This is a genomic window from Kordiimonas pumila (assembly GCF_015240255.1).
GTDB classification, from domain to species: domain Bacteria; phylum Pseudomonadota; class Alphaproteobacteria; order Sphingomonadales; family Kordiimonadaceae; genus Kordiimonas; species Kordiimonas pumila.
On record NZ_CP061205.1, the window covers coordinates 2,619,230 to 2,633,690 of the forward strand.

Sequence of the window (14,461 nt, forward strand, 5' to 3'; positions counted from 1 at the left end):
TTCTTTCCAACCCTTATACATTTTTGGAGCGGAAAAATACCAAAGTCACCTAACAACACAATTGCAAGCCTTGCTCTAAAGCAAGGCTTTAATCGCCTCAATAGCAGCGGCAGCTTTTGAACCATCCGGGCCACCAGCCTGTGCCATATCAGGCCTACCACCTCCGCCTTTGCCACCAACAGCCTCAGTGCCAGCACGAACCAGATCAACTGCGCTAAAGCGATTAGTAAGATCTTCGGTGACAGCAACAAGAAGCCCTGCTTTACCGTCATTAACCGCAACAAAAGCAACCACTGCACTTCCCAGTTTTTTCTTCGCATCATCAGCAAGGCCGCGAAGGTCCTTAGGGCTAACACCCTCAAGTACTTGCCCAAGAAACTTTATGCCTGAAACATCAATAGCATCCGGCGCTGAAGTGCTGCCTCCAAGTGCAGCTTTTTTCTTTGCCTCGGATAAGTCTTTTTCAAGTTGTTTACGTTCAGCCTGTAACGCAGTAATGCGCTCAGGTACTTCTTCTGGCTTAGCTTTGAGCGCATCTGCCGCATCTGCAAGCATGCTTCGCTGCTGCAAGAGATACTGCAAGGCACTTTCACCAGTAAGAGCCTCAATACGGCGTACACCAGCAGACACAGCACTTTCAGATACAATAACCATTAGGCCTATATCGCCTAATCGTTTCACGTGCGTTCCACCACAAAGTTCAACAGAGTATCTAGTACGGCCTTCAACCTCGAATTCATCGCCCATCGAGACGACCCGCACTTCATCGCCGTATTTTTCGCCAAAGAGAGCAATAGCACCAGCCTCAAGGGCATCATCATAGCTTAATAACCGCGTTTCAACTGCAGCATTACCTCTAATGATTTTATTAACAACCTGCTCTGCACGATGTAGTTCATCTGCGCTGATGGCTTTTGGGTGTGATATGTCAAATCGTAGCTTATCTGCTGCAACTAAAGAGCCTTTTTGAGCGACATGTTCACCCAAAACTCTGCGTAAAGCTTCGTGTAGCACATGGGTGGCTGAATGATTAGCTCTTAGCTTACTGCGGCGTTCAGTATCAACCTGTTGATCAACCGTATCTCCAACAGAAATCGTGCCGGACGTGATTTTAGCTTTATGAACATGGAGAGCACCGAGAGCCTTCCCTGTATCAATAATAGTTGCCGCACCCGAATGGGCTGCAAAGCTGCCCGTATCGCCCATTTGACCACCAGATTCGCCGTAAAAAGGAGTCTGGTTAGTGAGAATAGCGACCTCGTCACCTGCAGAAGCATCAGTAACCTGTGCGCCGTCCTTCACAAGGGCAACAATTTTCCCATCCGCTCTTTCGGTTGAATAACCAATAAACTCTGTGCTGCCAAATTTATCCTGAATATTAAACCAGACATCATCTGAGGCAGCATCCCCCGAACCAGACCATGCCGCACGGGCTTTTGCTTTTTGCTCATCCATCGCACGGTTAAAACCGTCAATATCAACCTTCAGTTTTTTCTCACGCAGCGCATCCTGTGTAAGATCAAGAGGAAAACCATACGTGTCATAAAGTTTAAAGGCTGTCTCTCCGGGCAAGGTATCCCCGTTTAGATCCACCAAAGAATTCTCAAGAAGGTTCAAGCCTTTTTCAAGCATTTGCCGAAAGCGTGCTTCTTCCAGTTTCAACGTTTCTTCAATTAGTTTTTTTGCCCTAACTAGTTCTGGGTATGCTTGTCCCATTTCTCCAATTAGGGTTGGCGCTAACTTATACATAACCAAGTCTTTGGCACCCAGCATATGAGCATGGCGCATAGCGCGGCGCATAATTCTACGCAATACATACCCACGCCCTTCATTAGAAGGGCTAACGCCATCTGCAATTAAAAAGCTACAGGCACGTAAATGGTCAGAAATTACTCGGTGAGATGCTCTATTTTGTGTGGTTTCTGCTGCACCGGTTACCTCAACTGAGGCTGCAATCAAGCGCTTAAAAGTGTCAATTTCGTAGTTGTCATTTGTACCCTGTAAAACCGCTGCTATTCGCTCTAGCCCCATACCTGTATCAATACTGGGGCGTGGCAGGTCATTGCGACCAGAAGCAGTTTGCTCATACTGCATAAAAACTAGGTTCCAGATTTCCACAAACCTGTCACCATCTTCTTCAGGTGACCCTGGAGGTCCACCCCAAATATGATCGCCGTGGTCAAAAAATATTTCAGAACACGGCCCACAAGGACCTGTATCACCCATTGACCAGAAATTATCAGCCGTCGCGATGCGGATAATTTTTTCGTCAGGCAACCCTGCTATCTTTTTCCACAAAGTAAAAGCTTCATCATCTTCATGGAAAACCGTAACTGTTAGCTTTTCCTTAGGAAGAGCATACTCTTTGGTAATAAGATCCCACGCTAAAGTTATTGCCTGTTCTTTAAAATAGTCACCAAAAGAAAAGTTACCAAGCATTTCAAAGAATGTATGATGCCGCGCTGTATAACCAACATTATCAAGGTCATTGTGCTTACCACCCGCACGCACACATTTTTGCGAAGAAGTCGCTTGCGAATAAGGACGCTTTTCAATGCCGGTAAAAACATTCTTGAAGGGCACCATACCTGCATTGGTAAACATTAGCGTTGGGTCATTAATCGGAACAAGCGATGCTGATGGCACAACTTCATGACCATTGTGTTTAAAAAACTCCAGAAATGTTTTCCGGATATCGTTAGCACCTGACATGGAACCTGTCATACAAAGCCTCTGCACACATACAAAAATATTAGCCAACCGGCTCAAGATGCCAGAATAGCGTAGCGAAGTTGTTTTACAGTTCCGAAGCAAGGCTGTCCAGCCAATGTAACGAAAAAGGCAAAGGAACGAAAAATTCCGCTCCTTTGCCCGCGTTATTAAAGTTACAGTCTATTATTCGTCAGCACCAGAGTTTTCATCGTCTTCTGTACTTGGATCAACCAACATAGCTTCATTAACGAGCCCCGCATTTTGGCGAATAGAGCTTTCAATCTCATTGGCAATGTCAGGGTTTTCAAGCAAAAACTTTTTAGCGTTTTCGCGCCCTTGTCCAATCCGCTGGCTAGAATGACTATACCAAGAACCAGACTTTTCAACAACGCCAGCTTTTACCCCAAGATCTAAAATTTCCCCGGTTTTGGAAACCCCTTCACCGTACATAATATCAAACTCAACCTGTTTGAAGGGTGGTGCGAGCTTGTTTTTCACCACTTTAACCCGGGTTGTGTTTCCAACGATATCTTCTTTATCCTTAATGGCTCCAACACGGCGAATATCAAGCCGAACAGAGGCATAGAACTTCAAGGCATTCCCGCCTGTTGTAGTTTCAGGGCTACCGTACATAACACCAATTTTCATACGAATTTGGTTAATGAAAATAACAATCGTATTTGATCTACTAATCGAGCCTGTTAGCTTTCTAAGAGCTTGGCTCATAAGGCGCGCTTGCAAACCAACATGGCTATCGCCCATTTCGCCTTCCAACTCAGCACGAGGCGTTAAAGCCGCAACAGAATCGACAACCAAAATATCTACAGCTCCAGAGCGAACAAGTGTATCTGTAATCTCAAGTGCTTGCTCCCCAGTATCTGGCTGGCTAATAAGCAACTCGTTGACATCAACACCAAGCTTTTTTGCATAGCGGGGATCAAGAGCATGTTCCGCATCAACAAATGCAGCAATACCACCTGCTTTCTGACATTCAGCAACAGCATGAAGGGCTAGCGTTGTTTTGCCAGAACTTTCAGGGCCATATATTTCAATAATACGCCCCTTTGGAAGACCACCGATACCTAAAGCAATATCAAGATTGAGAGATCCAGTTGAAACTGTTTCCACATCAACACTAATATCTTTTTGACCCAGCTTCATAACAGAGCCCTTGCCAAAAGCACGATCTATCTGGCTCAGCGCAGCTTCAAGCGCCTTATTTTTATCCATGGAAGTTCCCTTGACCAATTTCAGTTCTGATAATGACATTATTAGCTCCCTTATTCCACAGGTGGTTTAGCCTTGCAATGATCGTTTTGTACCCCATTTGTTCCAATGTTGCAATAGCTATATTCCTGTTTTGTTCTTTTTCTGTGCATTTACTATATATACTAGCCAAGAATGGATTTTACTTTTTCGGCAAGCTCATTCAAAGAGAATGGTTTAGGAAGGTATAAAAACTCTTCTGCTTCAAGGTTTTCACGGAATACATCTTCTGCATATCCAGAAACAAATATAACTGGTAAATGCGGAAACATTTTTCTGGCTTCTTTCACCAAGGTAGGACCATCCATTGACGGCATAATCACATCAGAAATCAAAAGATCAATTGTTTCTGAACTGTTTTTCAAAATCTCCAACCCAGCTTCACCGGATGCAGCCTCAAGAACCTTATACCCTTTATTTGTTAGTGCTCGGCAAGCAAACATTCGAACCGGATCCTCATCTTCAACCACTAAGACAGTGCCCTTACCGGTTAAATCACGGGCAGCAATGACCTCAGGCTCAGGTTCTTTATCATCAGCTTCTGATGCATGAGCCTTTAAAAACAATAGGAAATTTGTACCTTTACCAACTTCGGACTCTACAAACACAAACCCGCCCGTTTGCTTTACAATTCCATATACAGTAGCAAGCCCAAGGCCTGTTCCCTGCCCTACTTCTTTTGTTGTGAAAAATGGTTCAAAAATCTTATTCAGATTATCTGTAGAAATACCACAACCAGTATCTTCTACTTCAATTAAAAGATAATCATCCGGAATAATAACATCATAACGTTCTATGAGCGCATGATCGGGGCCAATCATACTTGTACGAACTTCAAGTCGCCCACCGTCTGGCATAGCATCACGGGCATTAACAGCAAGATTTATAATGACTTGCTCTAGCTGGCCCTGATCAACCTTCACAGGAGCCAAATTACGCCCATGTATAACGCGAAGATCAATGTTTTCACCAATCAACCGCCGAATAAGGTTGGAAATTTCAGCTAAAATATCCGTTAGCATTAACACTTTGGGGCGCAGTGTTTGTTGGCGAGAAAAAGCTAAAAGCTGCCTCACTAGATTTGCTGCCCGGTTTGCATTCTGCTTGATTTGAATAATATCAGAAAAAGATTGATCTCCAGCATCATGGCGAACAAGAAGCAAGTCACAGAACCCTATTATTGCTGTGAGCAAATTATTAAAATCGTGAGCAACCCCCCCTGCCAGTTGCCCAACCGCTTGCATTTTTTGTGCCTGCACAAATTGGCGTTCAAAGCTTTTTTCCTGTGTTGTATCAACAATATAGAGAATAGCGAACCGATTACTGGCTTTTGCTATTGATGTTGAATAAACTTGCCCAACCCGTTCTTGTTGGCCATTAAATACAATATCCACAGGGTGTGTAAATGGCTGACCATCGTACGTATTTTTGATAAGAGATGATAATACGGCGCGGTCCTGTTCTTGCACAATATCAACAACAGCATGGCCAATAGCAATTCCTTTGCCTGCAATATGCCGTTTAAGCGTTTGATTATACTCAATGATAACCCCATCCTGATCAACAACAGCAATTGCTACAGGAGCAGCATCAAAAATTGGGTCAATCAAAAATTCGCGCCCCTCAGGGATAAGTCTTCCCCGCATTTGATCCAGTTTACGAATAAACCTGTATTTCCCAATTACCCGGTCTGCTTCTCGCGTCTTTAAGGGAACGTCAATAACATCAACATCTATGCGCCGTTTATTATCGATAAGAAGCTGACTGTTTCCAGACTTTGTAATAATTTTAGCAGGCAGGTTGTCACCTTCAAGTCCTAGCCAGTCCCGTAGCACCTGATTTATATACTGCGGGCGACCGATTGAATCTTCCAGCACAATACCACACTCAAGCTTCTCAAAAATAGGGGCTGCCCATGCCTGAATATTGCTTTTTTCGTATTCAAGCCTTTCCTGCGCGTTAGTTACAACAATACGCCATAAAATATATGACCCAATCCTACGCCCTGAAAGCGTGAACGACTTTTGCTCAGCTACCGATTTTTTGAAAAACTCTTCAGCAGAGCCATGTTGACCCACTCGCTGCAATAGCTTTGCCATCTGGTCATCACTATTCTCGGCTCCGGTTAAGTCATATAAGGTTCGTATCTGGCCACCTGAAAGCCTGTCGAAGGCGTGATTTGAGGTTAAAAAACCTCCATCCAGACTAGTAATCAATATCGCCCGACGATCCATTTCCACGAGTGTATTGAGTAGTTCCTTATCCATCATGTCACGCCGCCTAAGTGGCTGATCAAGATTTCTAAGCGCCTTAAAAATAGTAAAAGAAGTTAAAATAAGGATAAAACTGCCGACAAGAACAGCCGCAGTGCTGCCCCATATTAAATAAAAGATCAGCGAAACCCCGCCAGCACCAATAAAGCCAGAAAGTGCTGTTGCCAGCAAACGCATACCAGAGCGCATCTCATTATCAAGAAGCGCCTCCCTGATGGGTTGGGGTAATCTGCTCTCCATAAAGCGCCTGCTATTATCCTTTATTTGAAATTTTTACTACCATAGCGGGGCTTTCATATCAGTTACAAGAGCCTTATTTACGGGGTTTCAACCCTGCTTTACGAAGCTTCATAATATAGCTGATAACTTCAGCCACAGCTTTATAGTGGTCAGGATGAATTTCATCATCAATATCAACACTGGCAAATAGCGCGCGAGCAAGTGGTGGATTCTCTATAATTGGTATTTTATGTTCTTCTGCGGCCTCTCTAATCCGCATTGCAACCTCATCTACACCTTTAGCTAGCAATACAGGCACCTGCATGTTCTCGTGCTTATATTCAAGTGCAACAGCATAGTGTGTTGGGTTTGTTATAACGACATCCGCTTTAGGAACATTTGACATCATTCGGTGCATGTGTCGGTCCATACGTATTTGTCGAAGCCTTGCTTTTATTTTTGGGTCACCATCAGATTGCTTGCGCTCGTCCTTAACCTCCTGCTTTGTCATCTTCATTTTTTTATGAAACTGATATTGCTGATACGAATAATCTATGGCTGCAATGATGCACATAATAATCAAAACACCTATTATGAGCTTTATTGCCATAACATGAATTAACCCGAGTACTGCTGCCGGTGATAAAGACATGATTGTATCAAGCCTGCCGCGCTCAGGGTATACAATTAAAACAATAACACCACCAACGGTGATCAATTTTGCAGTGATTTTGCCAAACTCAACAAAAAATCGAGCAGAGAATATCTTTTTAGCCCCCTTCAGGAGCGACAGGTTTGAAATATTTGGCTTAATTTTTTCTGTCGTGATTATAAAAGAGTTTTGCACCCTATTAGACATGATAGCCGCCGCTATAAAAACAGCAAATGGAATGGAAACAACCCAAAAAACCTGCGCTAACAAACTGAACAACAGCTCAGTAAAGTTAAGCTCATCCGTTGTCATCTCATGAACACGGCCCATGAAAACCCTGAGCGGATCTCGCACACCTGACACAATATAGTTACCGCCCGCAGCGAGAACCGCTGCCGCAGAAGCCAGCATTATAAGGGTTTTAACCTCCTGACTGCTAGCCATCTCCCCTTTTTCATGAGCATCCTCAAGTTTTTTACTGGTTGGCTCTTCGGTTTTTTGGCTGTCATCTTCTTCTGCCACAAGCTATCCAATCATTGCTTCTAAGAGGCTCTGAAAATTCTGCAGAAAGTATTTCATTATTGAACCCATCAAAACCATAATCAGGGCAAAGCCCATAAACAGGTTAATTGGCATACCAATAAAAAACACCTGAAAGCCCGGAACCATACGCGCAACAAGACCAAGGCCAAGATTATAGATCATGCCGTAAACAATAAAAGGTGCAGCCATCTGAAAGCCCAGAGCAAAAGACGACGACACATATTGAGTTGTAATTGTGGCAAAGTCTGCAACGGGTATAGCTTCTCCCACAGGGAACTTCTGATAGCTGAAAACCATGCCCGTTAACATCATATGATGCAGGTTTGTTACCAGTATCAACACAATCGCCAATAGATTAAAAAACGACGCTACTAGTACACTCTGGCTGCCTTGTGATGGGTCAAACGTTTGTGCAGCCGCGAGGCCTGTCTGAAAAGCAATGATAGTACCTGCCACGTGGATTGCTGACATGAGCAGCCTAATAGTAAGGCCCAGAATAAGACCAATCGTTAATTCTTTTATGAACAAGCCTGCCAAGACCAAGACATTAGCAGGCATTGGCGGCAACACCTTGCTAACCACCGGGTAAATTACCAGAGATAGCGCCATTGCAAAAGCAACGCGCATACGCTGGGGTATACTGCTTTCACTAAAAACAGGAACCACCATAACCAGTGCGGCCATACGAACTGTAATTAAAAGGAACGCAAAGGCTTCAGCAGGGAGGACATCGCCCAGCATGGGTTATCCGCCAACAATGATGCGTTCAGCAATTCTGGTCATTAAATCACTTATATTGCGCCCCATAAAAGGGAGCGTGAACATAAGCGCTGCAAAAACTGCCATAATTTTGGGTACAAAAGTAAGTGTCATTTCCTGCAACTGCGTTAAAGCCTGAAAAAAGGCAATGAACAAGCCAACAACAAGTGCTACCGCCAAAATTGGCCCAACGGTCAACAAAAGTGTGGTTAGAGCATCGCGCGCCACATCCATGACTTCCAGTTCAGTCACACGGCACCCCTATTAGATTGGCATTTTCAGAATATCATTATATGCCGCTATTACTTTGTCCCGAACAGTAACGACGGTATCAACAACCATTTCTGCATTAGACACTGCCGTTACCAGGTCAACCATATCAGCTTCATCCACCAGAGCTTTGGCTGACTGAATTTCTGTATTGTGTGTTGCTGCAGTAACATTACCAATAGCATCGCTTACAAGAGCAGAAAAAGCTGATCTAGGCTCGCCAGAAATACCGTCTTTGCCGTCCCGGGCACCAAGCCCGTCTTGCATCTGTTTTGTTGCCTGCGAATAGGCACTAACAGCGTCTAGTTGCTTTATATTCATGCTTCAAAGCCTACCTTAAAAGATCAAGCGTCATTGTAGCCATGCGTCGGCTCGCTTCCATAGCATTCAGGTTTGATTGATAAGTACGTTCAGCCTGCCGCATATCCATCATTTCAATGAGGCCGTTCACATTCGATGTTTTAATATAACCGGCACCATCCGCAGCAGGATTACCAGGATCATACTGCTTACCAAATTCCTTTTGGTCAAAATCAACCCCGCTTGCTTTCACAATTTCCACGCCGTTTACTCTATCCATTTCTGTTTGAAATGTCACAATTTTACGTCGGTACGGGTCAGCGCCGGGTTCAGATGCAATGGAGTTTTGGTTTGCAATGTTTTCAGAAATCACACGCATGCGAACTGACTGAGCACGCAGCCCAGATGCAGAGGCAATCATTGCTTTTTCTAAATCCATATCTGGCTCCTTTAAACAAAGCTACGGTACGTACGCCTTACTAGCGTCCACCAGAACCTTTTCCCATGGCTGCCTTTAGCAAGCCGACATTTTTTTTATACAGGTTAACAACCATACTATATTTCATCTGGTTATCAGCAAGTTTCATCATTTGCTCTTCAAGAATCACAGAGTTACCAGACAGGGTCTCTTCACCGCCTTTAACTTCACGTGCTTGTGATTCAGCGCCTGCCATAGCACCACTTGTGTTCATATGCCTGTTATTTGTAACACGCATTGACGTGGTTGACCCTGCTGAACCTTTTTCTGTAACCAGATTACTTAGAATGCTGGAAAAATCCTGCTTTTCCAGTTCCTTAGCTTTATAATTTGGCGTATCAGCATTGGCAATATTCTGGCTAATAACATTCTGATTATTATTAAGCCAGCTCATACGCTCCTTGAGTGCAGCCATTATGGGTATTGATGTTAAATTCATTACCTGCCTTTACGTTCGTAGCAACCTATAGCGTTCCTTTATAGTAACATGCCATAACAGCAGTTAACAAGTTGCAAACGAGTGCTTTTTTCTTTGCGCGTTCTTCTAAGACTTGCTTTTTCCGGTTTCATGACGCTGAATATAGTCATGGATCATAAACTTGATAATAATGAGAGCCTTACCAAAGCTATTGCCATTAAAGGCGATAACGCTGGAAACACACCCCACATCACCGCCAAAGGCGAAGGGATGGTTGCCGAGCGTATTCTAGATATTGCTTTTGCTGAAGGTGTTAAAGTTCGGCAAGATAAGGACCTGACAGAACTACTATCTGCCTTTAATGTTGAAAGCCCTGTCCCCCTTGAAGCGTTGCATGTTGTTTCACTTATTCTTGAGCGAGTTTATGCTGAAAATAACCGGCTTCAAGGCCAAAAACTCGCTACAGATGACAAAGCCGAAAGCACTTCTACATGATTACAGAAACACTAACAGCTTTTAGTGCCTTGTTTTTCATCCTTGCGATTATGGGGGGCATGGCATGGGCTATTCGTCACTTTGGTTTAATACCAGGAAGCCCAAAGATCAAATCTGGCTCCAAGCAAATTGAAATACTTGAAAGCCGAATGATTGATGGTAGAAATAGACTTGTTGTGGTGCGCTGGCAGGGGCAAGAATACCTTCTCGCCACGAACCCAAACGGAATAACACCTATTAGTAAATCAACGCCGGATTTTGGGGAAATGCTAGATCATGAAACTGCAGATTAAGCGACCTTCACTCAAAATCAGCAAACAGTTGTTTGTGAAAGCCTGTGTCTTTTTCCTACCCATATTAGTGGCAGGTAGCCTTGCTATATCATCTGGTGCTATCGCCCAGTCCTTAAACCTTGATCTAGGGCAGGAAGGAACTATAAGCGGCCGGGTTATTCAAATGATCTTGCTGCTAAGCGTATTAAGCTTGGCCCCTAGCATCCTTGTTATGATGACAAGCTTTACCCGTATTGTTATTGTTTTTTCTTTTCTGCGCAGTGCAATGGGTACACAGCAAAGCCCGCCAAACATGGTTATCGTGTCATTATCCTTGTTTTTAACCGGCTATGTTATGGCGCCTACATTCTCCCAAGTATATGATCAGGCTATTGAACCGTTAGTGAATGAAGAAATTGAAGCAACAGAAGCGTATGAGCGCGGTTCAAAACCGATGAAAGACTTTATGCTTTCGCAGGTAAGGGATAAAGATCTAGCCTTATTTGTAGACCTATCAGGCAGTAGCGTATCTTCTGTAACGCCTGATACAATTCCCATGACAACACTTGTCCCAGCCTTCATGATCAGCGAAATTCGGCGCGCGTTTGAAATTGGGTTTCTTTTATATATTCCCTTTGTTGTCATTGATATGGTTGTTGCCTCCATCCTGATGTCGATGGGTATGATGATGCTGCCGCCCATTATGATCGCGATGCCGTTTAAGCTGATTTTCTTTGTGATGGTGGACGGCTGGAACTTGGTAGCAGGCTCACTAGTGCAAAGCTTTGGCCAGACACCCCCACCAGGAGTGGGAAGTTAATTTAACTTCCCACATAATGACAGAGATACAGTACTTTACGACTTAAACTACTTCTTCCTTCGTGCGCAAGAATTTCAGGCTTGGAAAATCATCCTTGGCCTTATCAAGGTGCCAGCTGTTGCGGGCCAGATAAACCGGGGAACCAGTATGATCAATTGCCATTGAGGCCCTATTCTGATCCATAAACTGTTTGATCTCACGCGCTTCACCCTCCACCCATTCTGCCGTTAAAAGGGTAGTTGATTCAAACTTAACTGGAACCTGATATTCGGTTCTAATCCGGTCAGCCAGTACATCAAATTGCAAGGCGCCCACAACACCGACAACCCAGTCACTGCCTAGATACGGTTTAAACACACGCGCAGCGCCCTCTTCTGCCAACTGCTCAAGTGCTTTGCCAAGGTGTTTGGCCTTCATCGGGTCTTCTGATCTTACCTTTTGGAGGATTTCAGGCGCAAAAGATGGAATGCCCGTAAAGTGCAGTGTTTCCCCCTCAGTAAGGCTATCCCCAATTCTAAGGTTGCCGTGGTTTGGTATACCAATAATATCACCAGCAAAAGCTTCTTCCGCAATTTCGCGGTCCTGCGCCAAAAACAGCTGTGCATTATGGATAGCCATTATTTTGCCAGAGCGAATATGTTTTAACTTGATCCCTTTTCTAAACCGACCAGAAACAACACGCACAAAAGCAATGCGGTCCCTGTGTTTAGGGTCCATATTGGCCTGAATTTTAAAGACAAAGCCAGAAACCTTGTCCTCAAAGGGGTCAACACTGCGCTCAATAGCTTTGCCGGGTCTGGGCTTAGGGGCCACATTACCAAGGCCAGTTAACAACTCTTGAACACCAAAGTTATTAATAGCGGAACCAAAAAATACGGGCGTTAATGTTCCTTCCAGATAATCCTCAAGCGTGAACGGTGGGCATAGTTCCTGCACCATCTCCACATCTTCACGCAGTTTTGCCAAGGCATAGTCTGGCAAAAGTGTAGCTAGCTTTGGATCATCAAGGCCTTTACATTTAATACCCTGCGACAGAGATGCACCTTTACCGCGATCAAACAGAATAAGCTGGTTATGAATGAGATCATAACACCCTAAAAAATCACGCCCCATGCCTATGGGCCAACTTGCCGGAGTTACATCAAGAGCAAGCTTTTGTTCAACTTCATCAAGCAATTCAAAAGGGTCGCGAGCCTCTCTATCAAGCTTATTAATAAAGGTAGTAATAGGCATGTCGCGCAGCCTGCAAACTTCAAACAGTTTTCGCGTTTGTTTTTCAATGCCTTTTGCAGCATCAAGCACCATAACCGCGCTATCAACAGCGGATAATGTTCTGTATGTATCTTCAGAAAAATCTTCGTGACCAGGCGTATCAAGAAGATTAAAGGTTTTGCCCTCAAAATCGAAGGTCATCACGGATGAAGCAACAGAGATTCCTCGTTCCTGCTCCACTTTCATCCAGTCCGAGCGGGCACGTCGGCGCTCACCTTTGGCCTTCACTTCACCGGCCAACTGAATAGCACCACCAAACAACAACAGCTTCTCTGTAAGTGTTGTTTTACCCGCATCCGGATGCGAAATAATCGCAAATGTTCGGCGTTTATCAATTTCGTCAGCAAAAGCCATAAAGCATCCATCATTTCTGTCAGCTGAAAAGTCGCCGCACACTAGCTGTTTTGTCTCTTATGTAAAGGAAAACGTGATTCAAGCATCCTCAAGAAGTTAACAAAACATTAACAACTATTTCTAATCAGGCATGAAAAAAGTAACTACAAAAAATGCCTATATACCGGCAAATATTGACCATAAATACATTAAAAAATCTTACCAACTCTGTAATACTTTACCTTAAGAAACATTATTGGTAACCATTTTTTTCAGTCAAAACAAAGGCTTGTTCTAATTTAGACAGCATTGCTGCCTTTTGGCTCGATTGTTGCTCTTTCAGTATCAGTAGTGTCGTTACAACCAAAACAACACTGCAAGGTTTGCCGAAAGCAAACAGTTTAATAATTGAAAAAGCTACAGAATTTGGCCCCTGCTCAAAACATAAGGACCGAATTCATAATTGGAGAGGCTGGCAATGAATACTTTACACAATTTAGCAGTTTCGAGTCCATTTCATCGTTTTTCTTTTGAAGGTTTTCCACTGCATATGAAAGAGTATGGCCGTGGCAAATCAAAGATTCCACTTGTGTTTATCGGTGGAGCTTTCCAAAATATTAACCAAATTGAAAAACTCAGCCTAGCATTTGCAGAAAAAACTTGGGTTATAGCTGTTGATACACCCGGTAATGGCGACACAGGCGTTTTACCACACCAATATGATTTTAACTTTATATGCAAAGCTATTCGTCACGGACTTGAAAGCCTTGGCGTTGACAGAATAAACCTTCTTGGATGTAGTTATGGTAGCATTATTGCCATGAAGTATGCCCAGCTGTTTCCGAACATTGACCGCCTAGTAGTTGGCGCAGCGATGGCACATATACCGGATAGAATTGAGTATATTTTCAACCTGCTTTTATTCCAGTTAAAATGGCAAAAGATGGATGATTTTGCGAACGGCTTTACCGATCTTATGACAAACCCTGAACTGCGTGAAACCAATAAACTTTGTCGCATAACAGGTGAAAAATTGCGCCATGCGCTATTACACGCAAATAATGGCATGAAAGAACAGTTTACCCACAATACGCTTAGAATACTACAGTATGGCGAAACTGACTTAACTAAAATGCCAGATATTGAAACAACTGTTTTTACCGGTGAACACGACAGCTTTACCCCGGTCGAGGATAACAAAACTGTCGCTAAAGCCTTTAAACGGGGTCGTTTTGTTTCTATCCCTAATGCTGATCACATGTTCCATGTTGAACAGTTTAGAACAACTGTAGCAACGATATTGGAAGCCGCAATTGGGCACACCGAACAAGAAAGTGTTGCCGCTTAACAAACCATATCTTTCATGAGCCGGGTTTTCC

14 protein-coding genes are annotated in these 14,461 nt (G+C 43.7%); 4 read left to right on the forward strand and 10 right to left on the reverse strand.

Annotated elements, in window-relative coordinates:
* Window positions 1-75 precede the first annotated feature (75 nt).
* The 9 genes from alaS to flgB form a co-directional block, all read right to left on the reverse strand.
* Entirely contained in the window at window positions 76-2,712 is a 2,637-nt protein-coding gene (alaS, locus tag ICL80_RS11500; protein ID WP_194215841.1) for an alanine--tRNA ligase, read from the reverse strand.
* A gap of 183 nt (window positions 2,713-2,895) precedes the next feature.
* Entirely contained in the window at window positions 2,896-3,981 is a 1,086-nt protein-coding gene (gene recA, locus ICL80_RS11505; RefSeq protein WP_194212390.1) for a recombinase RecA, read from the reverse strand.
* A gap of 122 nt (window positions 3,982-4,103) precedes the next feature.
* Window positions 4,104-6,491, reverse strand: coding sequence for an ATP-binding protein (locus ICL80_RS11510; protein WP_194212391.1), 2,388 nt, complete (start codon window positions 6,489-6,491; stop codon window positions 4,104-4,106).
* A 73-nt stretch (window positions 6,492-6,564) separates the two neighbouring features.
* Entirely contained in the window at window positions 6,565-7,644 is a 1,080-nt protein-coding gene (gene flhB, locus ICL80_RS11515) for a flagellar biosynthesis protein FlhB (protein ID WP_194212392.1), read from the reverse strand.
* Between the two features lie 3 nt (window positions 7,645-7,647).
* The gene (fliR, locus tag ICL80_RS11520; RefSeq protein WP_194212393.1) at window positions 7,648-8,406 is read right to left on the reverse strand and encodes a flagellar biosynthetic protein FliR; all 759 of its coding nucleotides are present in this window, start codon (window positions 8,404-8,406) and stop codon (window positions 7,648-7,650) included.
* Between the two features lie 3 nt (window positions 8,407-8,409).
* Window positions 8,410-8,676 (reverse strand): flagellar biosynthesis protein FliQ, encoded by a 267-nt coding sequence (fliQ, locus tag ICL80_RS11525; protein WP_194212394.1) that lies wholly within the window; start codon window positions 8,674-8,676, stop codon window positions 8,410-8,412.
* A gap of 12 nt (window positions 8,677-8,688) precedes the next feature.
* Window positions 8,689-9,015 (reverse strand): flagellar hook-basal body complex protein FliE, encoded by a 327-nt coding sequence (locus ICL80_RS11530; RefSeq protein ID WP_194212395.1) that lies wholly within the window; start codon window positions 9,013-9,015, stop codon window positions 8,689-8,691.
* Window positions 9,016-9,025: 10 nt separating this feature from the next.
* On the reverse strand, window positions 9,026-9,433 hold the full coding sequence (flgC, locus tag ICL80_RS11535) for a flagellar basal body rod protein FlgC (RefSeq protein ID WP_194212396.1): 408 nt from the start codon (window positions 9,431-9,433) through the stop codon (window positions 9,026-9,028).
* Between the two features lie 40 nt (window positions 9,434-9,473).
* Window positions 9,474-9,911, reverse strand: a complete 438-nt coding sequence (flgB, locus tag ICL80_RS11540) for a flagellar basal body rod protein FlgB (RefSeq protein WP_228073447.1) — start codon at window positions 9,909-9,911, stop codon at window positions 9,474-9,476.
* Between the two features lie 147 nt (window positions 9,912-10,058).
* Here flgB and ICL80_RS11545 point away from each other — a divergent pair, with 147 nt between their 5' ends.
* From ICL80_RS11545 to fliP, 3 genes are read left to right on the forward strand one after another with little or no spacing between them, the layout of a single operon-like run.
* On the forward strand, window positions 10,059-10,385 hold the full coding sequence (locus ICL80_RS11545) for an EscU/YscU/HrcU family type III secretion system export apparatus switch protein (RefSeq protein ID WP_194212399.1): 327 nt from the start codon (window positions 10,059-10,061) through the stop codon (window positions 10,383-10,385).
* The gene (fliO, locus tag ICL80_RS11550; RefSeq protein ID WP_194212401.1) at window positions 10,382-10,678 is read left to right on the forward strand and encodes a flagellar biosynthetic protein FliO; all 297 of its coding nucleotides are present in this window, start codon (window positions 10,382-10,384) and stop codon (window positions 10,676-10,678) included. The genes ICL80_RS11545 and fliO overlap by 4 nt, the downstream gene beginning before the upstream one ends.
* Window positions 10,662-11,477, forward strand: a complete 816-nt coding sequence (fliP, locus tag ICL80_RS11555) for a flagellar type III secretion system pore protein FliP (RefSeq protein ID WP_194212403.1) — start codon at window positions 10,662-10,664, stop codon at window positions 11,475-11,477. Before fliO ends, fliP begins: the two co-directional genes overlap by 17 nt.
* A 42-nt stretch (window positions 11,478-11,519) precedes the next feature.
* Here the strand turns inward: fliP and ICL80_RS11560 are convergent, their stop codons facing one another.
* Window positions 11,520-13,103: a peptide chain release factor 3 gene (locus tag ICL80_RS11560; protein ID WP_194212404.1), complete on the reverse strand. Its 1,584-nt coding sequence runs from the start codon at window positions 13,101-13,103 to the stop codon at window positions 11,520-11,522.
* Between the two features lie 457 nt (window positions 13,104-13,560).
* Here ICL80_RS11560 and ICL80_RS11565 point away from each other — a divergent pair, with 457 nt between their 5' ends.
* On the forward strand, window positions 13,561-14,430 hold the full coding sequence (locus tag ICL80_RS11565; protein ID WP_194212405.1) for an alpha/beta fold hydrolase: 870 nt from the start codon (window positions 13,561-13,563) through the stop codon (window positions 14,428-14,430).
* Window positions 14,431-14,461 lie beyond the last annotated feature (31 nt).